Source organism: Enterobacter sp. 302C9 (assembly GCF_034106085.1).
Lineage (GTDB): Bacteria > Pseudomonadota > Gammaproteobacteria > Enterobacterales > Enterobacteriaceae > Enterobacter > Enterobacter asburiae_B.
The window spans coordinates 325,411-347,141 of record NZ_JAWNBW010000005.1 but is presented as its reverse complement, the minus strand read 5'-3'; the positions used below and the strand labels follow the sequence as shown (position 1 = coordinate 347,141).

The 21,731-nt window shown below is 54.8% G+C and carries 22 protein-coding genes; 8 read left to right on the top strand and 14 right to left on the bottom strand.

Annotated features, from left to right (window positions below; all coding sequences use genetic code 11):
- Nucleotides 1-331: 331 nt before the first annotated feature.
- Nucleotides 332-898 carry a D-glycero-beta-D-manno-heptose 1,7-bisphosphate 7-phosphatase gene (gene gmhB / locus UR289_RS13115; RefSeq protein ID WP_029741186.1) on the bottom strand — a complete coding sequence of 189 codons (567 nt, stop codon included), beginning with the start codon at nt 896-898 and terminating at the stop codon, nt 332-334.
- A 188-nt stretch (nt 899-1,086) separates the two neighbouring features.
- Between gmhB and metN the strand changes: the two genes are divergently transcribed.
- The 6 genes from metN to proS all read left to right on the top strand — a co-directional run bounded on the left by metN (nt 1,087) and on the right by proS (nt 6,666).
- A complete protein-coding gene (metN, locus tag UR289_RS13110; protein ID WP_320710367.1) occupies nt 1,087-2,118 on the top strand; it encodes a methionine ABC transporter ATP-binding protein MetN in 1,032 nt (343 codons plus the stop codon).
- Nucleotides 2,111-2,764, top strand: a complete 654-nt coding sequence (locus UR289_RS13105; RefSeq protein WP_014168730.1) for a methionine ABC transporter permease MetI — start codon at nt 2,111-2,113, stop codon at nt 2,762-2,764. Before metN ends, UR289_RS13105 begins: the two co-directional genes overlap by 8 nt.
- Nucleotides 2,765-2,804: 40 nt before the next feature.
- The gene (metQ, locus tag UR289_RS13100) at nt 2,805-3,620 is read left to right on the top strand and encodes a methionine ABC transporter substrate-binding lipoprotein MetQ (protein WP_014168729.1); all 816 of its coding nucleotides are present in this window, start codon (nt 2,805-2,807) and stop codon (nt 3,618-3,620) included.
- Nucleotides 3,621-3,726: 106 nt separating this feature from the next.
- Nucleotides 3,727-4,131 (top strand): Rcs stress response system protein RcsF, encoded by a 405-nt coding sequence (rcsF, locus tag UR289_RS13095; RefSeq protein ID WP_008501883.1) that lies wholly within the window; start codon nt 3,727-3,729, stop codon nt 4,129-4,131.
- Nucleotides 4,128-4,835, top strand: a complete 708-nt coding sequence (gene tsaA, locus UR289_RS13090) for a tRNA (N6-threonylcarbamoyladenosine(37)-N6)-methyltransferase TrmO (RefSeq protein ID WP_023310474.1) — start codon at nt 4,128-4,130, stop codon at nt 4,833-4,835. Before rcsF ends, tsaA begins: the two co-directional genes overlap by 4 nt.
- 112 nt (nt 4,836-4,947) lie before the next feature.
- Nucleotides 4,948-6,666, top strand: coding sequence for a proline--tRNA ligase (gene proS, locus UR289_RS13085; RefSeq protein WP_033144681.1), 1,719 nt, complete (start codon nt 4,948-4,950; stop codon nt 6,664-6,666).
- A gap of 46 nt (nt 6,667-6,712) precedes the next feature.
- Here proS and nlpE read toward each other — a convergent pair whose 3' ends face one another.
- The 3 genes from nlpE to UR289_RS13070 are packed head-to-tail and all read right to left on the bottom strand — an operon-like array spanning nt 6,713 to nt 8,410.
- A complete protein-coding gene (gene nlpE / locus UR289_RS13080) occupies nt 6,713-7,411 on the bottom strand; it encodes an envelope stress response activation lipoprotein NlpE (RefSeq protein ID WP_039260572.1) in 699 nt (232 codons plus the stop codon).
- Nucleotides 7,412-7,445: 34 nt separating this feature from the next.
- On the bottom strand, nt 7,446-7,868 hold the full coding sequence (gene arfB, locus UR289_RS13075) for an alternative ribosome rescue aminoacyl-tRNA hydrolase ArfB (RefSeq protein WP_033144679.1): 423 nt from the start codon (nt 7,866-7,868) through the stop codon (nt 7,446-7,448).
- The gene (locus UR289_RS13070) at nt 7,865-8,410 is read right to left on the bottom strand and encodes a YaeQ family protein (RefSeq protein WP_033144678.1); all 546 of its coding nucleotides are present in this window, start codon (nt 8,408-8,410) and stop codon (nt 7,865-7,867) included. The genes arfB and UR289_RS13070 overlap by 4 nt, the downstream gene beginning before the upstream one ends.
- 196 nt (nt 8,411-8,606) lie before the next feature.
- Between UR289_RS13070 and UR289_RS13065 the strand changes: the two genes are divergently transcribed.
- Both UR289_RS13065 and rof read left to right on the top strand, forming a co-directional pair.
- Entirely contained in the window at nt 8,607-8,807 is a 201-nt protein-coding gene (locus UR289_RS13065; protein WP_006173580.1) for a YaeP family protein, read from the top strand.
- Entirely contained in the window at nt 8,794-9,054 is a 261-nt protein-coding gene (gene rof, locus UR289_RS13060; protein WP_008501890.1) for a Rho-binding antiterminator, read from the top strand. Before UR289_RS13065 ends, rof begins: the two co-directional genes overlap by 14 nt.
- Nucleotides 9,055-9,082: 28 nt before the next feature.
- Here the strand turns inward: rof and tilS are convergent, their stop codons facing one another.
- The 10 genes from tilS to lpxD all read right to left on the bottom strand — a co-directional run bounded on the left by tilS (nt 9,083) and on the right by lpxD (nt 21,728).
- On the bottom strand, nt 9,083-10,372 hold the full coding sequence (gene tilS, locus UR289_RS13055; protein ID WP_320710363.1) for a tRNA lysidine(34) synthetase TilS: 1,290 nt from the start codon (nt 10,370-10,372) through the stop codon (nt 9,083-9,085).
- A 58-nt stretch (nt 10,373-10,430) separates the two neighbouring features.
- Nucleotides 10,431-10,820 (bottom strand): VOC family protein, encoded by a 390-nt coding sequence (locus tag UR289_RS13050; protein WP_023334583.1) that lies wholly within the window; start codon nt 10,818-10,820, stop codon nt 10,431-10,433.
- Between the two features lie 65 nt (nt 10,821-10,885).
- A complete protein-coding gene (locus UR289_RS13045) occupies nt 10,886-13,018 on the bottom strand; it encodes a lysine decarboxylase LdcC (RefSeq protein WP_087823348.1) in 2,133 nt (710 codons plus the stop codon).
- Nucleotides 13,019-13,118: 100 nt separating this feature from the next.
- Nucleotides 13,119-14,078: an acetyl-CoA carboxylase carboxyl transferase subunit alpha gene (gene accA / locus UR289_RS13040; protein WP_023310466.1), complete on the bottom strand. Its 960-nt coding sequence runs from the start codon at nt 14,076-14,078 to the stop codon at nt 13,119-13,121.
- Between the two features lie 12 nt (nt 14,079-14,090).
- Entirely contained in the window at nt 14,091-17,573 is a 3,483-nt protein-coding gene (dnaE, locus tag UR289_RS13035; protein ID WP_033144674.1) for a DNA polymerase III subunit alpha, read from the bottom strand.
- Between the two features lie 38 nt (nt 17,574-17,611).
- Nucleotides 17,612-18,208, bottom strand: coding sequence for a ribonuclease HII (rnhB, locus tag UR289_RS13030; protein WP_024907528.1), 597 nt, complete (start codon nt 18,206-18,208; stop codon nt 17,612-17,614).
- Nucleotides 18,205-19,353 (bottom strand): lipid-A-disaccharide synthase, encoded by a 1,149-nt coding sequence (lpxB, locus tag UR289_RS13025; protein ID WP_023334578.1) that lies wholly within the window; start codon nt 19,351-19,353, stop codon nt 18,205-18,207. The genes rnhB and lpxB overlap by 4 nt, the downstream gene beginning before the upstream one ends.
- The gene (lpxA, locus tag UR289_RS13020; protein WP_023310462.1) at nt 19,353-20,141 is read right to left on the bottom strand and encodes an acyl-ACP--UDP-N-acetylglucosamine O-acyltransferase; all 789 of its coding nucleotides are present in this window, start codon (nt 20,139-20,141) and stop codon (nt 19,353-19,355) included. Before lpxA ends, lpxB begins: the two co-directional genes overlap by 1 nt.
- Nucleotides 20,142-20,144: 3 nt before the next feature.
- Complete coding sequence (gene fabZ, locus UR289_RS13015; protein ID WP_010426706.1) at nt 20,145-20,600, bottom strand: 3-hydroxyacyl-ACP dehydratase FabZ; 456 nt, start codon at nt 20,598-20,600, stop codon at nt 20,145-20,147.
- Between the two features lie 102 nt (nt 20,601-20,702).
- Nucleotides 20,703-21,728, bottom strand: a complete 1,026-nt coding sequence (lpxD, locus tag UR289_RS13010) for a UDP-3-O-(3-hydroxymyristoyl)glucosamine N-acyltransferase (RefSeq protein WP_032644136.1) — start codon at nt 21,726-21,728, stop codon at nt 20,703-20,705.
- Nucleotides 21,729-21,731: the final 3 nt, after the last annotated feature.

The following is a 21,731-nucleotide window of genomic DNA, read 5'->3' as shown; positions in this document are numbered from 1 at the left end:
ACGTATGTTCACTCAGAGACTTGGTATTCATTTATTGTCCGAAGACATTAAGAATCCATGTCACTTTGAGTGCCCACACAGATTGTCTGATAAATTGTTAAAGAGCAGTGCAACGCGGCTTTCGCTCACCGTTGCGAGGTGGCGTATATTACGCTTTCCTCTTTCAGAGTCAACCCGTTATTTCAGAATTTTTCTCTTCAACCGAACCGGCTGTTGTGTGAAGTGATTCACATCCGCCGTGTCGATGGAGGCGCATTATAGGGGGCCGCCGAGGAATGACAAGCGGAAAAATGCATTTTTATTTCAACCGCTCATCTTTTCACCAAAAAGGCTATTTTTGGTGCTTTTTAATCTCTTTTGGCAGATCGGCCAGACTATTAATCACCCAATCCGCTGCATTTTCTGCTTCTGGCGTCACTGGCTTACCGGTGCGAACTAATATTTTGGTTCCTACACCCGCTGCGGCGGCTGCCTGCATATCTTCCAGTTTATCGCCCACCATATAAGAAGCAGACATATCAATGTGCAGGAACTCCTGTGCAGAGATGAACATCCCGGGATGCGGCTTACGGCAGTCACAGGTCTGACGATACGCTTCAACGGTTCCCTGCGGGTGGTGCGGACAATAGTAGATGCCGTCGAGATCCACACCGCGGTCGGCTAGCGACCAGTCCATCCATTCCGTCAGCGTCTCGAACTGCGCCTCGGTGAATTTACCGCGTGCAATACCGGACTGGTTCGTCACAACCACCAGCGCATAACCCATCTCTTTCAGCTGGCGCATGGCATCTATTACGCCCTCGATAAACTCGAACTCATCAATCTCATGAACATAACCGTGATCCACATTAATAGTGCCGTCACGATCGAGAAAAATTGCGGGTACTGATTTTGCCACCGGTTTGCTCCTGAAAAAGGCATGTTCGACTAGTATCTCATGAATCGCAGCGCAATAAAGTGCTCATCGTACAGAGTTGGATTGATTTAGACGTCTGGATGCCTTAACATCCGTTTTGTTTACGGTCATCACCCGTATCTGGCAGAAGAAAATGCCACGGCTAACTTACATACGATAAAAATAATCTAATGATTAAACTTTCCAATATCACCAAAGTGTTCCAGCAGGGGAACCGAACCATTCAGGCGCTGAACAACGTCAGCCTGCATGTTCCTGCTGGTCAAATTTATGGCGTCATTGGCGCATCGGGTGCAGGTAAAAGCACGCTGATTCGTTGTGTTAACTTGCTTGAGCGCCCAACCCAGGGCAGCGTAGAAGTTGGCGGCCAGGAACTTACCGCCCTCTCAGAGAAAGAACTCACCAAAGCGCGTCGTCAGATTGGCATGATCTTCCAGCACTTTAACCTGCTGGCTTCCCGCACCGTGTTCGGCAACGTTGCCCTGCCGCTTGAGCTTGATAACACGCCAAAAGAAGAAGTGAAGCGTCGCGTCACCGAACTGCTCGACCTCGTGGGTCTGGGCGACAAGCATGATAGCTACCCGACAAATCTGTCCGGTGGGCAAAAGCAGCGTGTGGCCATTGCCCGCGCGCTGGCAAGCAATCCTAAGGTTCTGCTGTGTGATGAAGCCACCAGCGCACTGGATCCGGCAACCACGCGTTCGATTCTGGAACTGCTGAAAGACATTAACCGTCGCCTGGGCCTGACGATCCTCCTTATTACACATGAGATGGATGTGGTGAAACGCATCTGCGACTGCGTGGCGGTCATCAGCAACGGTGAACTGATCGAGCAGGACACGGTAAGTGAAGTCTTCTCGCATCCGAAGACGCCGCTGGCACAGCAGTTCATCCAGTCCACGCTGCATCTGGATATTCCGGAAGATTATCTGGAGCGTTTGAAAACCGAACCCGCAGCAGACAGCGTCCCGATGCTGCGCATGGAGTTCACCGGTCAGTCCGTTGACGCTCCCCTGCTTTCCGAAACCGCGCGTCGCTTTAACGTAAACAACAACATCATCAGCGCGCAGATGGATTACGCCGGTGGCGTGAAGTTCGGCATCATGCTGACAGAAATGCACGGCACACAAGAAGAAACCCAGGCCGCGATTGCCTGGCTGCAAGAACACCACGTAAAAGTAGAGGTACTGGGTTATGTCTGAGCCGATGATGTGGCTGCTGGTTCGCGGCGTTTGGGAAACGCTGGCAATGACCTTTGTCTCTGGCTTCTTTGGTTTTGTGATTGGCCTGCCGGTCGGCGTACTGCTGTACGTGACGCGTCCGGGTCAAATCATTGAGAACGCGAAACTGTACCGTACGCTCTCTGCGCTGGTGAACATCTTCCGTTCTATTCCCTTCATTATTCTGCTGGTGTGGATGATTCCGTTTACCCGCGTGATCGTCGGAACGTCTATCGGTCTGCAGGCGGCCATTGTTCCGCTAACCGTGGGGGCTGCGCCGTTTATCGCCCGTATGGTGGAAAACGCCCTGCTGGAGATCCCAACCGGTTTGATCGAAGCCTCACGCGCGATGGGCGCAACGCCGATGCAGATCGTCCGCAAAGTCCTGCTCCCGGAAGCACTGCCAGGCCTGGTGAACGCGGCAACCATCACGCTCATCACGCTGGTCGGTTATTCCGCAATGGGTGGCGCAGTTGGCGCTGGCGGTTTAGGCCAGATTGGTTACCAGTACGGCTATATTGGATATAACGCTACCGTGATGAATACCGTTCTGGTATTGCTGGTTGTTCTGGTTTATTTAATCCAGTTCTCCGGCGATCGCATCGTCCGGACCGTTACTCACAAATAACGTTACACACAACACAAACTCTACGAGTTAAGGATAAAACATGGCGTTTAAATTAAAGACCTTTGCAGCAGTAGGCGCGCTGATCGGCTCTCTGGCACTGGTGGGTTGCGGTCAGGACGAAAAAGATCCAAACCACATTAAAGTGGGCGTTATCGTGGGTGCAGAACAACAGGTTGCTGAAGTTGCTCAGAAAGTGGCGAAAGAGAAGTATGGCCTGGACGTTGAGCTGGTGACCTTCAACGATTACGTTCTGCCGAACGAAGCGCTGAGCAAAGGCGATATCGACGCTAACGCCTTCCAGCATAAGCCATACCTGGATCAGCAGATCAAAGATCGTGGCTATAAACTGGTGGGTGTTGGTAACACCTTCGTTTATCCAATTGCCGGTTACTCTAAGAAAATTAAATCGCTGGACGAGCTGCAGCCGGGCTCTCAGGTTGCCGTGCCTAACGACCCAACCAACCTTGGCCGTTCCCTGCTGCTGCTGCAGAAAGTGGGCCTGATTAAACTGAAAGACGGTGTTGGCCTGCTGCCAACCGTTCTGGATGTCACCGAGAACCCGAAAAATCTGAAAATTGTTGAACTGGAAGCACCGCAGCTGCCACGTTCTTTGGACGATGCGCAGATTGCCCTGGCCGTGATCAACACCACCTATGCCAGCCAGATTGGCCTGACGCCAGCTAAAGACGGTATCTTCGTTGAAGATAAAGACTCCCCGTACGTTAACCTGATCGTGACTCGCGAAGACAACAAGGACGCGGAAAACGTGAAGAAATTCGTTCAGGCTTATCAGTCTGATGAAGTTTACCAGGAAGCCAACAAAGTGTTTAACGGCGGCGCTGTTAAAGGCTGGTAATCTCACCTCAGTGTAATATCATCAGGACGGGCTTATGCCCGTCTTGTCATTTGTGCAGTCAACTGATTCAATATCTGACGTTTTGATTATCCATTGAGGAACTATTATGCGTGCTTTACCGATCTGTCTTTTAGCACTCATGCTGAGCGGCTGTTCTATGCTAAGCAGATCTCCCGTTGAACCTGTTCAAAGCACGGCAACCCCGCCAAAAACCGAGCCTGCAAAACCGAAAGTGGTTCGCCCTGCGCCGGTTCGCATTATCACGAAAGCAGACGAACTCGTCGGTAAACCGTTCCGTGAACTGGGCGAAGTGAGCGGCGAATCCTGTCAGGCGACCAATCAGGACTCACCACCAAATATTCCGACAGCGCGTAAACGTATGCAGATTAATGCCGCAAAAATGAAAGCCAACGCGGTTCTGCTGCACAGCTGCGAAGTCACCAGCGGCACGCCGGGCTGCTACCGTCAGGCGGTTTGCATCGGTTCTGCGCTGAACATCACGGCGAAATGAGTGCATTTCAGTTCGAGCAGATAGGCGTTATCCACTCTCCTTATAAAGAGAAGTTCGCCGTCCCCCGCCAGCCCGGTCTGGTCACCAGCGGAAGCGGTGAGCTTCACCTGATTGCGCCTTACAATCAGGCCGATGCGGTACGCGGGCTCGAGGCTTTCAGCCATTTATGGGTGGTGTTCGTGTTTCACCAGACGATGGAAGGCGGCTGGCGTCCTACCGTGCGCCCTCCTCGTCTTGGCGGAAATGCGAGAATGGGCGTGTTTGCAACTCGCTCGACCTTCCGCCCAAACCCGGTTGGAATGTCGCTGGTTGAACTGAAAGGCATACGCTGCCAGAAAGATCGGGTGATACTGGAGTTAGGTAGCCTGGACCTGGTGGACGGCACGCCGGTAATCGACATCAAACCCTATTTGCCCTTCGCCGAAGCGCTCCCGGACGCGCGTGCAAGTTATGCTCAGGACGCGCCGCAGGCGGATATGCCTGTTTATTTTACGCCAGAGATAACCGCGCAGCTCGGTCAGCTGGAGAAACGCTATCCTCGCTTACGGGATTTCATCACTGAAGTTCTGGCACAGGACCCGCGTCCGGCCTACCGTAAAGAAGAGGAAGAAGGAAAAACGTACGCCGTCTGGCTGCTCGATTTCAACGTTCGCTGGCGCGTCACCGGGGCAGGTTTTGAAGTGTTTGCCCTTGAACCCAGGTAATTTTGTTCTCCTCTCTTTTGGCATCTTTGCCACACTGGTAAACTAAACCACTTTTTTTGTGTCAGGCTGGTGTTTCAGCCTGTTCCAATCGTCGAAATGGAACCGTAACAACATGCGTACTAGCCAATATCTGCTCTCCACTCTGAAGGAGACGCCTGCCGACGCCGAAGTGATCAGCCATCAGCTGATGCTGCGCGCCGGGATGATCCGCAAGCTGGCCTCCGGGTTATACACCTGGCTGCCGACCGGCGTGCGCGTCCTGAAAAAAGTCGAAAACATCGTGCGTGAAGAGATGAACAACGCCGGTGCTATCGAGGTGTCCATGCCTGTGGTTCAGCCCGCTGACCTGTGGCAGGAGAGCGGCCGTTGGGAGCAATATGGTCCTGAACTGCTGCGCTTTGTCGATCGCGGCGAGCGTCCGTTCGTTCTCGGCCCAACGCATGAAGAAGTCATTACCGACCTGATTCGTAATGAGCTGAGCTCTTACAAACAGCTGCCGCTGAACTTCTTCCAGATCCAGACCAAGTTCCGTGACGAAGTTCGCCCACGTTTCGGCGTCATGCGCTCTCGCGAATTCCTGATGAAAGATGCTTACTCATTCCATACCTCTCAGGAATCACTCCAAGAGACCTACGACGCAATGTACGCGGCGTACAGCAAAATCTTCTCCCGCATGGGTCTGGATTTCCGTGCTGTGCAGGCTGATACCGGCTCCATCGGCGGTAGCGCATCCCATGAGTTCCAGGTACTGGCGCAGAGCGGTGAAGACGATGTGATCTTCTCTGACTCTTCAGATTACGCGGCGAATATCGAATTTGCAGAAGCGCTGGCGCCAAAAGAACCACGCGGGGCGGCAACGCAAGAGATGACGCTGGTTGATACGCCAAACGCTAAAACCATTGCCGAGCTGGTTGAGCAGTTCAATCTGCCTGTCGAAAAAACCGTGAAAACGCTGCTGGTGAAATCCACCGAAGGCAGCGCTTACCCGCTGGTTGCCCTACTGGTGCGTGGCGATCACGAGCTGAACGAAGTGAAAGCCGAGAAGCTGCCGCAGGTAGCCAGCCCGCTGACCTTCGCAACGGAAGCGGAAATCCGCGCCGTGGTGAATGCGGGTCCAGGTTCACTGGGTCCAGTCAATCTGCCGGTGCCGGTTGTCATTGACCGCACGGTTGCTGCAATGAGCGACTTCTCTGCAGGTGCGAACATCGACGGTAAACATTACTTCGGCATCAACTGGGATCGCGACGTGGCGACGCCGGAAGTGGCTGACATCCGTAACGTGGTTGCAGGCGATCCAAGCCCGGACGGTCAGGGTACCCTGATGATTAAGCGCGGCATCGAAGTGGGTCACATCTTCCAGCTGGGCGATAAATACTCTCGCGCGCTGAACGCGGCCGTTCAGGGTGAAGATGGCCGTAACCAGATCCTGACCATGGGTTGCTACGGTATCGGGGTGACGCGCGTGGTGGCTGCGGCGATTGAGCAGAACTACGACGAACGCGGCATCGTCTGGCCGGACAATATTGCGCCGTTCCAGGTGGCCATTCTGCCAATGAACATGCACAAGTCTTACCGCGTGCAGGAGCTGGCCGAGAAGCTGTATGCCGAGCTGCGCGCTCAGGGTATCGAAGTGCTGATGGATGACCGTAAAGAGCGTCCAGGCGTGATGTTTGCCGATATGGAACTGATCGGTATCCCGCACACCGTCGTCATCGGCGACCGTAACCTCGACAGCGATGAGATTGAATACAAATACCGTCGCAGCGGCGAGAAACAGATGATCAAGACCGGCGACATTCTTGATTACCTGGTGAAAGCCATCAAAGGCTAAACAAAAACCCCGCTCAGGCGGGGTTTTTTAATGGCTCAGCGTCGGCTTATTTACTGTTACAGTCTTTACCCGCAACAAACTTCGCGTCTTTATCTGCCACCAGCGTTTTCACCATCTCCCCGCTATCCGGGTTTGGCTCCAGCGTAAAGTGACCGTCAACCGTCAGCAGTACCGGCTTACTGTCATTGCCGCGTGCCACAGCGTAATCACGTTCAAGCTGCGCATTGTTTGCCACGCTGACCTTCCTGCCGGTTGCGCAGTCGGTAAAGATCGCCGCATCCGCCATATAGAAGTACATCCCCCGCATTGCCATCGGCGTGGCAGGCAGAGCCGCTTTTACCGGCGCCAGCGTGTAGTTGAGCTGGGATTCAATCGGGTTGCCTTCGCGGTCGAGCATCTCCATCCCCTCGCCTTTGGCGCGGAAAAAGGTTTTCTCACCGGAGGTATCCGTCAGGACCAGCTTCTCTGCCGTACGCGCCCATGTTCCATAAGTGGCAAAAGAAGAAGGCTCTTTAGCGCCCTGATAGCGCTGATTCATCACCCAGGTGCCATCTTTTTGCAGGAACAGAGACGTTTCAATGCCTTCGCAGTCCGCGCAAGGCAATACGCCGCGCCAGCTTTGCTGCATCGGTTTTAATTCTTCCGTTTGCGTGGGTTGTAAAACCTGCGTTTCGGAGCGGTTGTTACACCCAAAAAGCGCAAACAGCGTACTCACTGCCAGCGCTGACCATAATGCTTTTTTCACAATGAATTCCTTATGAAAAGTGTGTTCCCTTTCGTCACTCTGTCGGGCGACGAACTTTACCGCGTAGTGCTTTCACTGTGGATTTTTGGGCCTTCGAGGACAACCGACGCTCTTTCGATGCGCGGGTCGGCCGCGTTGCCCGGCGGCTTTTTTGTACTGCCGTTAGCTCTTTGATTACCGCCACCAGCCTGGCTATCGCCGCTTCCCGGTTGAGCTCCTGGCTGCGGTACTCCTGGGCTTTGATCACAATCACGCCATCGCTGGTGATCAGGTGATGGCTGGCGGCAAGCAGGCTTTCTTTATAATACTCTGGCAGGCTTGAGGACCGAATGTCAAAACGCAAATGGATAGCCGTCGACGCCTTGTTGACGTGCTGCCCGCCAGCCCCCTGCGCACGAATGGCGGTGATCTCCAGCTCGCTGTCAGGGATGCTGACGTTTCGGGACAAGACGATCATGACGCGGGTTGCCACGCCGTCAAATGAATTTCCAGATTATTCTGAGAATCAGAGAGCCAGATGGCGCCATCCTGAATCGTCGCCTGCAAAACCATGGTCCGGCTGGCGAACTCGCTCAACTGCGCCAGCTGCTCATCATCCAGATACCAGACCGTGAGATTTTTAAACTGTCCGCACTTGCTCTTGTTTTGCTGCCACCAGATCTCCGCCGCGCGCTGATTATACGCGAATAAGGCCACTTCAGCGGACTGGGTGCAGGCCTTCTTAATTCTGCGCTCGTCAGGCAGGCCGAGTTCGATCCACAAATCGATACCCAGATGATCGTTGCGCAGCCAGGCTTCAGGCTCGTCTTCTGCGCTTAACCCACGGGAAAACTGCAGACGCTCGTCGGCATACTTAATCCACGCCAGCAGGCGCAGCATCATGCGCTCCTGGGTTTCGGAGGGGTGGCGTGCCAGCGTAAGCGACGCATCGAGGAACTGGTTGCGATCCAGATCGGCCACATTGACCACTGCTTTATAAATTGTCGCTTTCAGCGCCATGAGAGAACTCCATTCGAATCAGGCGCACATTGTAGCGAAAACCGCGGCAAAAGGCTGTTACAGGGTGTTAAATACACCGCTATCAAGGCTCTGATATTGCTTAAATGAGTATGGTATAGTCACCTTGCTAAACCGAGTTTATCTTCGTAGGCTTAATGATATCTCACAGTAAGTCAGTGCGCTGGCGGGAGGGGATGTGAATAATTATTGTGAGTTAATTCGCAAACGGTATGCGGAAATCGCCAGCGGAGATCTGGGGTATATCCCGGACGCGTTGGGTTGTGTATTGAAGGTGCTTAATGAAGTGGCCTCTGATGAGAGCCTTTCAGAGTCGGTCAGGGAAAAAGCAGCGTATGCTGCGGCGAATTTACTGGTGAGCGATTATGTCGATGAATGATACTTATCAACCCATCAATTGTGATGACTATGACAACCTCGAACTCGCCTGCCAGCATCATTTATTACTGACGCTGGAGCTAAAAGATGGCGAAGTGTTGAAGGCGAAAGCCAGCGATCTGGTTTCACGAAAGAATGTGGAATACCTGATAGTGGAAGACGCCGGGGCGACGCGTGAGCTGCGTCTGGACAAAATAGCCAGCTTCAGCCACCCGCAAATCGGCACCGTCGTGGTGAGCGAATCCTGATGACACTAACGGGCAGCCTGGCTGCCCGTTACGCTTTCTGCCACTCAAAACGAACGCCCTCTTCTGACCACCCCTCTTCCGTGATGAACACCCCTGCCGCAGCGATAAGCGTTTCACCGTAGAACAGTAGCGGCGTGGTGTCGCGCAGCCACGGCGGCACGTTACACTCCTGCCATATTTTCTTCAGCTTCCGTCCCCCGTTGCGCCCGACGATATGCAGCAGGCCGCCAGCCTTAAAGCGCACGGTGACAGGTTCATCGGGCTTAGGCAGCCGCACATGACCAGACGACAGAAGAGAAACGCGTCCTGCCTCACAGGGCAATATCAGGGGCGCGTCAGGAGAAAGCCAGTCGAGCACCACATCGGTCAGCGAGGGCATGGATTTTATCCACCAGAGCTCCCCTTTATAACGTCTCACCTCAAAACCGTTCAGGTGGACGCACGGAGAAGCATCATCCCGCGCCAGTGCGACTTCGTCCCAGAGACGGCTCAGCATTGTCCTCGACGGCATCGCGGCGCGATGTAAGGCCAGCCAGCGCCGTAACAGCGCGGCGCGACGTACCGGGCTCATCGCTTTCATCGGTGCGATCGCCAACGCCCCGTCGGCAGAAATGAGTGCAGCCAGCTCGTCGCTCAACAGTTCATCCAGCAACGATTCCTGTTCGGCGCACAGCATGGCGCTTCTTGCCGTCGCGTCGGCGAAATGCGGCCAGCGCTCGCCTAAAAGCGGGAGGACGCGCAGACGCAGGAAGTTACGGTCATAGCCGTCATCCTGGTTACTCTCATCTTCGATCCAGTTCAGCTGATGTTCTCGCGCCCAGGCTTCCAGTGAGGCACGCGTCTCGCCAAGCAGCGGACGCAGTAACGTTGTGCCGGCAAATTCAGAACGCGTCGGCATGGCAGAAAGTCCCGCCGGGCCGCTGCCCCGCTTAAGGGCCAGCAGAAAGGTTTCACACTGATCGTCCAGATGCTGGGCCGTGACCAGCGCTTCTCCAGGACGTAACGCCCCGGCAAATGCGGCATAGCGGGCTTTCCGCGCCTGCGCTTCGATGCCCAGCCCCTCCTCCGCAAGCGTGACGCGCTCAACGATGAGCGGGATCGCCCAGGCCGCACACAAGGCTTCACAGTGCACCACCCACGCCTCTGCGTGAGGACTTAATCCGTGGTGAATATGCATAGCCCGAAGCTGGACGTCAGGTTCCCGATCGCGCCAAAGCTTAAGGCGATGCAGCAACACGGTAGAATCCAGGCCACCGCTAAACCCCACCAGCAGCTGGCGGTACGGTGAAACGGCTTGTGCGATAGCGGGTGAGGTCATAGGAGATTACACATAAAAAATGCCCGAACTGAGCGGGCATTATCACACAGGACAACCATTACTGCTGATAAAGCTCCAGCGGCAGGCCGTCCGGATCGTTGAAAAAGGTAAATCGCTTGTCGGTGAACGGATCGACGCGTATCGCTTCGCACGTCACGCCGTGCGCTTCCAGATGTTTTACCGCGCTATCCAGGTCATCAACGCTGAAGGCAAGATGACGCAGGCCGCAGGCTTCCGGGCGGGACGGACGCGCAGGCGGAAAAGGAAAAGAGAACAGCTCAATCACATATTGCCCGTTTAACGCCAGATCGCCCTTCCATGAATCGCGCTCCTCGCGGTAGGCCTCGCTCATGAGCGTAAAGCCCAGGATGTCGCAGTAGAAGGCCTTACTTTTCGCGTAATCGGTCGCAATGATCGCAATATGATGAACAGCTTTTAAACCCAGCATAGCTTCTCCTTTTTATGATGCCTGAACGTTACAACCGAAAACCCGCGCCTGGCAAGCGGTCACCCTTATTTTAGGACTCGCACCCAGTAAACGCCGCTCTCGTCGCGCTTCGCACCGTGGATATCCGTCTCAAAACCGGGATAGTGCCGCCCTACCGAACAGAGCATCAGCAGGAAATCAAGCACCGCCCGACTCTCTTCGGTAATCATCTCTCCCGGCATCAGGAGCGGAACGCCCGGCGGGTAAGGCAGGATCATGTTAGCCGATACGCGGCCGACCAGGTTTTCCAGCTCGACGGTTTCGACCTCCCCTTTCACCTGGCGCTGCCATGCCTTGTGCGGGGTAAACTTCATCTCCGGTAAGACATCGAACGCCTGAAGCATCAGACGCGGCAGATCGTGCTGACGGATCAGCCTGTGGATCCCCTGGGCCAGATCCTGAATGCGCATATTTCGATAGAAGTCAGGATCCTCCGCGTAGAGATCCGGCAGCATGTTCTTCACCCGCAGGTTGAGATCGTAGGCGCGCTTAAACTCCATCAGGCCGCGCAACAACCCCATCGCGCGGGTTTTGTCGATCCCGATGCTGAACAGGAACAGCAGGTTATAGGGGCCGGTTTTCTCTACCACCACGCCACGTTCATCAAGGAATTTCGCGACCAGCGCGGCCGGAATACCTTCATCGCTCATCTTGCCCTGCTCATCCATGCCCGGCGTCAGGATCGTCACTTTTACCGGGTCGAGGAACATATGGTCGCTATCGGCATCCCGGAAGCCATGCCAGTCTTCGCCGGGCGAGACGGGCCAGCATTCTGCTTCATCAATCTCTTCCGGCTGCCAGATATCAAAGAACCAGCCGTCGGCTTCGTCTTTCAGCCGCTGCACCTCTTTACGGAAATGCAGCGCGCGTTCCACCGAACGATTGATGAGACGCTTACCGGGATTGCCGCGCAGCATCGCCGCGGCCGTTTCAATAGAGGCCACCAGCGGGTAGCTCGGCGAGGTGGTGGTGTGCATCATAAAGGCTTCGTTGAACGTGTCTTCGTCGTACTCGCCTTTGATGTGGATAAGCGAAGCCTGGGAAAACGCCGCCAGCATTTTATGCGTCGACTGCGTTTCGAAGAACACTTTCCCCGGCACCCGTTCACCGCTCATGCCGCTTTTGCCTGCGTAAATCGGATGGAAATTAGTGTAAGGCACCCATGCGGAATCGAAGTGGATCGACGGCACGTCCAGCGTCTGTTTGATCCAGTTTGTGTTGTACAGCAAACCGTCGTAGGTGGAGTTGGTGATGACCGCATGGACAGGCCAGCTTGCGCCAGGAATTGCCGCGACCTTACTTTCGATGGCTTCGTGGGTGAACTCCCGGCGCGGAATGCCGCCAAGAATACCGAGCGCGTTACGCGTGGGCGACAGCCAGAGCGGTACGACGTCGCTCATCATCAGCAGGTGTGCCAGCGATTTATGGCAGTTACGGTCAATCAGCAAGGTGCTGCCAGCAGGCGCAGCGTACATCCCGACAATTTTGTTCGAGGTCGACGTGCCGTTGGTCACCATATAGCTCTGCTCGGCGCCAAAGGTGCGGGCGATATACTCTTCGGCTTCAAGATGCGGGCCGGTGTGATCCAGCAGGGAGCCTAGTTCGGTGACTGAAATCGACACGTCCGCTTTCAGCGTGTTGCCACCGAAGAAATCATAGAACAGGCAGCCCACCGGGCTTTTTTGATAGGCCGTTCCCGCCATATGACCTGGCGTACAGAAGGTATATTTGCCCTCCTTCACGTAGGTGAAGAGCGCGCGGGTAAAGGGCGGAGTGATGTTATCGAGATATTCATTCGTGTATTGCTGAATGCGGGTCGCAATATCTTCCGCCACGCCGAGGGAATATTCAAAGAACCACAGCGCCATACGCATATCATTGGCGCTGACGTCCATGGTTGAGTGGGTATTGATAAACGCGTACAGCGGGAGATATTCGTTCAGCTTGTTGATGTCGCTGCACAGTTCGAGATCGTATTCGTCCCAGTCGAAGATCACGCCGCAGATACGCGGGTTATGCTCGATAAACTTCAGCAGGTCAGCGCTGTTGTGCGGCCAGATTAGCTGATACCCGCGCGACTGCAGGGATTGCTCCAGCTCCTTAATCGGCTCATCTTTATAAAAGACGCCGTGTGGCCCCATAATGGCAATGATATTCATGGGCTTCCTCCTTAAAAAACATTAGCTAAGCATAGTCCGGCTAAACCGCAGGTATAAAAAAAGCCGCAACATTGTGCGGCTTTTCAGATAATTGTGAAGCTTACGCGTAACCGTAGGTCATCAGACGCTGGTAGCGGCGGTTGAGCAGATCGTCTTTGCTCAGCACGTCCAGATCTGCCAGGTCAGCCAGCAGCTGCGCTTTCAGAGAAGCCGCCATTACTTCCGGCTTACGATGCGCACCACCCAGCGGTTCCGGAATGATGGAGTCGATCAGCTTCAGCTCTTTCAGGCGTGGCGCAATGATGCCCATTGCTTCTGCAGCCAGCGGCGCTTTGTCGGCGCTTTTCCACAGAATGGACGCACAGCCTTCCGGGGAGATAACGGAATAGGTGCTGTACTGCAGCATATTCACTTTATCGCCCACGCCAATCGCCAGCGCACCGCCGGAACCACCCTCACCGATAACGGTACAGATGACCGGCACCTTCAGACGAGACATCTCGCGCAGGTTGCGCGCGATAGCTTCAGACTGACCGCGCTCTTCCGCGCCCACGCCAGGGTATGCACCCGGGGTGTCGATGAAGGTGATGATTGGCATGTTGAAACGCTCAGCCATCTCCATCAGACGCAGGGCTTTACGGTAGCCTTCTGGTGCTGGCATACCGAAATTACGACGGATTTTCTCTTTGGTTTCACGACCTTTCTGATGACCAATGATCATCACCGGGCGTCCGTCCAGACGCGCGATACCACCAACGATAGCTTTATCGTCAGCGTATGCGCGATCGCCTGCCAGTTCGTCAAATTCGTCAAACGCCAGGCGGACATAATCCAGGGTGTACGGACGCTGTGGATGGCGAGCCAGCTGGGCCACCTGCCATGCGCCGAGATCGGCAAAGATTTTGCGCGTCAGCTCTACGCTTTTCTCGCGCAGACGATGCACTTCTTCGTCGATGTTAATATCCAGTTTTTCATCCTGACGGCTTACCGCTGTCAGAGAATCGATTTTCGCTTCCAGCTCAGCAATCGGCTGTTCGAAATCAAGGAAATTCAGACTCATAGTATTCCTGTATTAGTCAAACTCCAGTTCCACCTGCTCCGAACCAATGAGGCCACGGAGATCGTTCAGTAAACGATCGCTCGGAGAGACACGCCACGTTGCACCAAAGCGCAACCGCGCACGTGCATCCGCCCTCTGATAGTAGAGATGTACTGGAATTGTCCCCGAGCGGTGGGGTTCCAGAGACTGACGGAGTCGGTTTAAAAGCTGGTCATCAATTTGCCTGTCCGTCAGCGAGATAGCAAGCCCGCGAGCATATTTTTCCCGGGCTTCGTCAATGTCCATCACTTCGCGGGCGGTCATTTTAAGCCCCCCACTGAAGTCATCAAAGCTGACCTGTCCGCTGACGATAAGTATGCGGTCTTTTTCCAGCAATTGCTGGTATTTATCCAGCGCGTCGGTGAACAACATCACCTCCAGACGCCCGGAACGGTCATCCAACGTACAGATGCCGATACGATTGCCGCGCTTGGTGACCATAACCCTTGCGGCAATCACGAGCCCCGCAGCAGTGGTGATTTTACCACGTTCTGTCGGATGCATGTCTTTAAGCCTGTGGCCGCCGACATAGCGCTCAATTTCTTTGATGTACTGGTTGATCGGGTGCCCCGTCAGGTACAAGCCTAACGTCTCACGCTCCCCATCCAGTACCACCTGTTCTGGCCACGGCTGGCAGTTGGAATAAGATTGCTCGATCTGCTCTGGCTCTTCCGCCAGCACGCCGAACATATCCGCCTGACCAATGGCTTCCGCTTTTGCGTGCTGATCCGCCGCTTTCAGGGCGTCGCCGAGGGAATTCATCAGCGCGGCACGGTGCGGCCCCAGCCTGTCAAACGCGCCGGACATGATCAGTTTTTCCAGCACGCGACGGTTCAGTTTTTTGGTGTCGGTACGGGCGCAAAGATCGAACAGCTCGCGGAAATACCCGCCGTTGTTACGCGCTTCGATGATCGCCTCGATCGGACCTTCGCCCACGCCTTTGATCGCGCCGATCCCGTAAACGATCTCTCCGTCGTCGTTGACGTGGAAGTGGTAGAGCCCTGAGTTAATATCCGGCGGCAGGATCTTAAGCCCCATGCGCCAGCACTCGTCCACCAGGCCAACCACCTTCTCGGTGTTGTCCATATCGGCCGTCATTACCGCCGCCATAAATTCAGCAGGATAGTGCGCTTTCAGCCACAGCGTTTGATACGATACCAAAGCATAGGCGGCGGAGTGGGATTTGTTAAATCCGTACCCGGCGAATTTCTCCACCAGGTCGAAGATTTTCATCGCCAGCTCGCCGTCAACGCCGTTTTTCTTCGCCCCGTCTTCAAAGATGGAGCGCTGCTTGGCCATCTCTTCCGGCTTTTTCTTACCCATCGCACGACGCAGCATGTCCGCGCCGCCGAGCGTATAGCCGGAAAGCACCTGAGCAATCTGCATGACCTGTTCCTGATACAGGATAATGCCGTAGGTTGGCTCCAGCACCGGCTTCAGGCTTTCATGCTGCCACTGAACGTCCGGGTAAGAAATCTCTTCGCGACCGTGCTTACGGTCGATAAAGTTATCTACCATCCCTGACTGCAGTGGGCCCGGACGGAACAGGGCGACCAGTGCGATCATATCTTCGAAGCAGTCGGGCTGCAGGCGTTTAATCAGATCTTTCATGCCGCGGGATTCAAGCTGGAAGACGGCCGTCGTCTCCGAGCGCTGCAGCATGTCGAAACTTTTCTTGTCATCCAGCGGAATGGCGGCAATGTCTATCGGCTCAAGGCCCTGCTTTTCCCGGCGCGGGTTGATCATCTTCAGCGCCCAGTCGATGATCGTCAGCGTACGCAGGCCGAGGAAGTCAAACTTCACCAGCCCGGCGTATTCTACGTCGTTCTTATCAAACTGAGTAACCGGGTGCTCACCCGCTTCATCGCAGTAGAGCGGCGCGAAGTCGGTAATTTTGGTCGGGGCGATAACCACGCCCCCCGCATGCTTGCCGGCGTTACGCGTGACGCCTTCCAGCTTGCGCGCCATGTCGATCAGCGCTTTCACTTCTTCGTCAGCTTCGTAGATTTCCGGCAGCTGAGGTTCGGCTTCAAACGCTTTTGCCAGCGTCATGCCCGGATCGGGCGGCACCAGCTTCGAAATACGATCGACAAACCCGTACGGGTGGCCCAGCACGCGGCCGACGTCACGAATAACCGCCTTCGCCGCCATCGTACCGAACGTAATAATCTGCGATACCGCATCACGGCCGTACATATCGGCAACGTGCTCGATCACCTGGTCGCGTTTCTCCATGCAGAAGTCGACGTCAAAGTCGGGCATGGAAACACGTTCCGGGTTAAGGAAACGTTCGAACAGCAGGTCGAATTCCAGCGGATCGAGGTCGGTAATTTTAAGCGCATAGGCCACAAGCGATCCCGCACCGGAGCCACGTCCCGGTCCAACCGGTACGCCGTTATCCTTCGACCACTGGATAAACTCCATTACGATCAGGAAGTAGCCCGGGAAGCCCATCTGGTTGATTACCTGGAGTTCAATATCCAGGCGCTCATCGTACGGCGGCCGCTTCTCTTTGCGAACGGCCTCATCCGGGAACAGGAATTCCAGACGCTCTTCCAGACCTTCCTTTGATTTCACGACCAGAAAATCTTCCGTGGTCATGTCACCCGTCGGGAACTGCGGCAGGAAGTATTCACCGAGGCGGACGGTAACGTTACAGCGCCTGGCGATCTCTACGCTGTTTTCCAGCGCTTCGGGGATATCAGAGAAGAGTTCACACATCTCCTCCTCGCTGCGCATGTACTGTTGAGCGGAGTAATTACGCGGCCGTTTCGGATCGTCGAGCGTGAAGCCATCGTGGATCGCCACGCGAATTTCGTGAGCGTCAAAATCTCCCGGCTCGAGGAAGCGTACATCGTTTGTCGCGACGACGGGCAGCCCGCGTTCTTCCGCAAGTGCGACCGCCGCATGGAGATAGCTCTCTTCGTCCTGGCGACCGGTGCGGATCAACTCCAGATAATAACGATCCGGGAAATACTCCTCATAGAACGAGACGCATTGATCCACCAGCGCGCTATTGCCGCGCAGCAGACATTTACCGACATCGCCCATACGGCCGCCAGAGATCAGCAGCAGCCCTTCGTTCAGCTCAGCCAGCCAGTCCCTGTCGATCCACGGGCCCAGCGCACCATATCCGCGCTGATAAGCTTTTGAGATAAGCAGAGTGAGGTTTTGATAGCCCGTGTTGTTCATCGCCAGCACGGAGATTTGCGTCATTTCATCGCCGACGAGATCGCTCTGGACATGAAAATCTGCGCCGACGATAGGCTTCATTCCCGCACCGTGCGCCGTTCCGTAGAACTTCACCAGGCCACACAGGTTGGTAAAATCGGTGATCGCCAGCGCGGGCATGCCAAGGGAGGCCGCCTTTTTTACCAGCGGCCCGGTCTTCGCCAGCCCATCGATCATGGAGTAGTCGCTATGCACCCGCAGGTGTACGAAACGTGGTTCAGCCATCTTCAGATTCCGCGTTACTTAATTGCTTGCGTATTGATTCAGGACACCCGTCCCAGCGCGCGTTTCACCGGGCCAAAACTACGCCGGTGATGTTCGGTTGCGCCATGTTCAGCCAGCCTTTCCAGATGGAAAGGTGTGGGATAACCCTTATGCTGGGCGAAACCATACTGAGGATAAGTGAGGTCCAGCGCGGCCATTTCGGCGTCGCGCGTCACTTTGGCAATGATAGAAGCGGCGCTAATTTCTGCGACCCGACTATCGCCTTTGACGACCGCCATTGAAGGCATGGGCAATGCCGGACAGCGGTTGCCGTCAATCAGGACATATTCCGGGGAAATTTTCAGACCTGCTACCGCACGCTGCATCGCCAGCATCGTGGCATGCAAAATATTCAGCTCGTCTATTTCATGCGGTTCAGCGCGCCCCAGGCTCCAGGCCAGCGCCTTCTCCTGAATCTCACTGAACAGCGCCAGACGGCGTTTTTCAGACAATTTTTTTGAGTCGTTCAGCCCGATAATCGGGCGAGCCGGATCGAGGATCACCGCGGCAGTCACCACAGCCCCGACCAACGGGCCACGACCCACTTCGTCCACGCCCGCCACAAGGCGAGTGTGAGGATAAACAAATTCCATCATTTTGCTAACTCCAGCACCGCATCAGCCGCTTGCTCATCAGCATTACAGCGGATCAGTTGATGCAGTTCGCGGAAGGTATCGTGCATCTGGTGGCTGGTCTTGCCGTTCGCGAGCAGCGGCAGTAGTGCATCGGCAAGCGCCTGCGGCTGGCACTCATCCTGCAGCAGCTCTTTCACCAGCTCGCGCCCGGCAAGCAGGTTTGGCAGGGAGACATAATCCGTTTTAACCAGACGTTTTGCCAGCCAGAAAGTGAACGGCTTCATGCGATAACCGACCACCATCGGGCATTTCGCCAGCATGCATTCCAGCGCCGCCGTGCCGGAGGCCAGCAGCGCGGCATCGCTCGCATACATCGCTTCCCGCCCTTTCCCGTCCAGAAGACGGACGTGAAGATCCGGGGCGACTTCCGCTTTGATGCGCTCAAACTGCTCACGGCGTTTCGCATTTACCAGCGGAACAACCACTTCAAGATCCGGATAGGTCTGGCGAAGAATTTGCGCAGTTTTGAGGAAATCGGCGCTCAGCATCTCAACTTCTGCGCCACGGCTGCCCGGTAGCAGTGCCAGACAGTGCACATCGTGCGGGATGCCCAGCGCGTCGCGCGCCGCGTTTTTATCCGGATCCAATGGCATCGCATCCGCCATGGTATGACCGATAAAACGGCACGGAACATTAAATCTGTCGTAAAACGCTTTTTCGAAAGGCAGGAAAGCCAGCACCAGGTTGGTGGACCGTCCGATTTTGAAAACGCGTTTCTGTCGCCACGCCCAGACGGACGGACTGACGTAGTGAATGGTTTTGATACCCTGCTTTTTCAGATTCCCTTCGAGGGTAATGTTGAAATCAGGCGCATCGATACCGACAAACACATCGGGTTTGAGTTCGGTAAAACGGCGGGTGAGATCGGCGCGGATGTGCAGCAAACGGCGTAGCCGTCCCAGCACCTCAACGATGCCCATCACGGCGAGTTCTTCCATTTCATACCAGGCTTCACAGCCTTCGGCCTGCATCAGCGGGCCAGCAACGCCGACAAAGCGAGCATTGGGTACACGCGCCTTAAGCGCGCGGATGAGACCGGCACCAAGAATATCGCCGGAGGTTTCTCCGGCGACCAGGGCTATCGTAAGCGGACGACTGTCGACCATTAACGAATCAGACCCCTTGTTGAACGGTCAAAGAATTCCATGAACGCGTTCACTTCCGGGTGCTTATTCGCCAGCTCGGCAATTTCCGGCTTCGCCTCTTCCAGCGTTTTACCGCTACGGTACAGCAGTTTGTACGCGTTGCGGATGGCAGTAATCGCTTCGCGGCTAAAACCACGACGCTTGAGGCCTTCGATGTTCACGCCAAACGGCGTGGCATGGTTGCCCTGCGCAATCACATACGGTGGGACGTCCTGCGCCACACCGGAGCATCCGCCAACCATCACGTGCGCACCAATGATGCAGAACTGATGGACTGCGGTCATGCCGCCAATAATTGCGAAGTCATCAACCGATACGTGTCCTGCCAGCGTTGCGTTGTTGGCAAGAATACAGCGGTCACCCACGGTACAGTCGTGCGCGATGTGTGCATTAACCATAAACAGGTTATCGCTGCCCACCTTCGTCAACCCACCACCCTGTACTGTTCCACGATGAATAGTGACGCTTTCGCGAATACGGTTACGATCGCCAATTTCCAGACGGGTCGACTCACCAGCATATTTCAGATCCTGGTTAACTTCGCCGATGGAAGCGAACTGATAGATCTCGTTATTGCAGCCAATGGTCGTGTGACCATTCACGACAACGTGAGATTTCAGTACTGTACCCTCACCAATTTCGACATGGGGTCCAACAATACAAAACGGGCCAATGTGGACGTTAGCGCCAATGATGGCACCGGTTTCCACAATAGCGGTAGGATGAATAAAGGCGGATTTATCAATCACGTATCAGGACTCCCGGCTACGAGCACACATCATCGTCGCTTCGCAAACAACTTTGCCGTCAACCAGCGCTACGCCTTTGAAGCGAGTCAGGCCACGACGCGTTTTTTCAAAAGTGACTTCCATGATCATCTGATCACCAGGCACGACAGGGCGCTTAAAGCGCGCTTCATCAATACCCGCGAAGTAATACAGCTCACCTGGCTCCAGTTTGCCAACGCTTTTAAACGCCAGAATACCGGTAGCCTGAGCCATCGCTTCCAGAATCAACACACCCGGGAAGATAGGCTTACCAGGGAAGTGCCCCTGGAAGAACGGCTCGTTCACGGAAACATTTTTCACTGCGCGCAGAAAACGACCTTCTTCAAAATCCAGCACACGGTCTACCAGCAGAAACGGGTAGCGGTGCGGCAGAAGTTCTAAAATCTCTTCAATATGCAGAGTATGAGTGTCAGTAGTCAAAATACTCTTCCTGTCAAAATGTACTGATAACAATAATAACACGGCCTGCCGGTTTATTAGAAAGCCGACAGGCCGGGAAAAATAGCGTTCAACGGATGACGCTTAATCTTGTTGATCGATCTTACGCTCAAGAGACTTGAGGCGCTTGCTCATATCATCAATGTTCATCACCAGAGCTGCTGTTTTACGCCATACCTTGTTGGGTTGTAGCGGAATACCTGAGGAATAGACGCCAGGTTCAGTGATAGGACGCATTACCATGCCCATTCCCGTCACAGTCACCTTGTCGCATATTTCCATATGGCCATTAATCACGCTCGCGCCGCCAATCATGCAATAACGGCCAATTTTCAGGCTGCCTGCCATGATGACGCCACCCGCAACCGCGGTATTGTCGCCAATCACAACGTTATGCGCAATCTGGCACTGGTTATCGATGATAACACCATTGCCAATGATCGTGTCGTCAAGCGCGCCACGGTCAATGGTGGTACAGGCGCCGATCTCTACGCGATCGCCAATAATAACGCGACCAAGCTGCGGGATCTTAACCCAGTTACCACGATCGTTAGCGTAACCAAAGCCATCAGAACCAATAACGGTGCTGGACTGGACGAGGCAATTTTCGCCAATTTCAACATCATGATAAACGGACACATTGGCCCATAAACGGGTTCCGGCGCCGATTTTCGTATTTTTCCCAACGAAGCAGCCCGGGCCAATGACGACGTTATCGCCCAGCACAACGCCGGATTCGATAACTGCATTCGCGCCAACGGCGACGTTGTTACCAAGCCTGGCCGTCGCATCAATCGCTGCACTGGCCGCAATGTTCTGGGCCGGCTGCGGCGTGGTATCAAGAATTTGAGCCATGCGTGCATACGTCAGGTAGGGGTTTTTCACTACCAGCGCGCTTACAGTGGCAAATGGAAGATCGTCCTGCGTCAGTACAACAGCTGACGCCTGGCATTGAGCCAGTTGCTCACGGTACTTAGGGCTTACCATGAAGGTAATCGTGCCAGCTTTAGCAGATTGCATGGACGCAACAGCGGTGATGACGATATCGCCATCACCGTGTAATTCTGCATCCAACTGCTGAGCTAAATCAGCCAGTCGAATTGAAGGCATTAC

Excerpts from the sequence above, each read along its gene's own strand:
- arfB (WP_033144679.1), bottom strand. The coding sequence starts at position 7,868 with ATGATCGTCTTGTCCCGAAACGTCAGCATCCCTGACAGCGAGCTGGAG.
- tilS (WP_320710363.1), bottom strand. The coding sequence starts at position 10,372 with ATGACCTCACCCGCTATCGCACAAGCCGTTTCACCGTACCGCCAGCTG.
- lpxB (WP_023334578.1), bottom strand. The coding sequence starts at position 19,353 with ATGGTCGACAGTCGTCCGCTTACGATAGCCCTGGTCGCCGGAGAAACC.
- rcsF (WP_008501883.1), top strand. The coding sequence starts at position 3,727 with ATGCGTGCTTTACCGATCTGTCTTTTAGCACTCATGCTGAGCGGCTGT.
- tsaA (WP_023310474.1), top strand. The coding sequence starts at position 4,128 with ATGAGTGCATTTCAGTTCGAGCAGATAGGCGTTATCCACTCTCCTTAT.
- rof (WP_008501890.1), top strand. The coding sequence starts at position 8,794 with ATGTCGATGAATGATACTTATCAACCCATCAATTGTGATGACTATGAC.
- metQ (WP_014168729.1), top strand. The coding sequence starts at position 2,805 with ATGGCGTTTAAATTAAAGACCTTTGCAGCAGTAGGCGCGCTGATCGGC.
- dnaE (WP_033144674.1), bottom strand. The coding sequence starts at position 17,573 with ATGGCTGAACCACGTTTCGTACACCTGCGGGTGCATAGCGACTACTCC.
- rnhB (WP_024907528.1), bottom strand. The coding sequence starts at position 18,208 with ATGATGGAATTTGTTTATCCTCACACTCGCCTTGTGGCGGGCGTGGAC.
- UR289_RS13105 (WP_014168730.1), top strand. The coding sequence starts at position 2,111 with ATGTCTGAGCCGATGATGTGGCTGCTGGTTCGCGGCGTTTGGGAAACG.
- proS (WP_033144681.1), top strand. The coding sequence starts at position 4,948 with ATGCGTACTAGCCAATATCTGCTCTCCACTCTGAAGGAGACGCCTGCC.
- UR289_RS13050 (WP_023334583.1), bottom strand. The coding sequence starts at position 10,820 with ATGCTGGGTTTAAAAGCTGTTCATCATATTGCGATCATTGCGACCGAT.
- accA (WP_023310466.1), bottom strand. The coding sequence starts at position 14,078 with ATGAGTCTGAATTTCCTTGATTTCGAACAGCCGATTGCTGAGCTGGAA.
- metN (WP_320710367.1), top strand. The coding sequence starts at position 1,087 with ATGATTAAACTTTCCAATATCACCAAAGTGTTCCAGCAGGGGAACCGA.
- UR289_RS13070 (WP_033144678.1), bottom strand. The coding sequence starts at position 8,410 with ATGGCGCTGAAAGCGACAATTTATAAAGCAGTGGTCAATGTGGCCGAT.
- UR289_RS13045 (WP_087823348.1), bottom strand. The coding sequence starts at position 13,018 with ATGAATATCATTGCCATTATGGGGCCACACGGCGTCTTTTATAAAGAT.
- lpxD (WP_032644136.1), bottom strand. The coding sequence starts at position 21,728 with ATGCCTTCAATTCGACTGGCTGATTTAGCTCAGCAGTTGGATGCAGAA.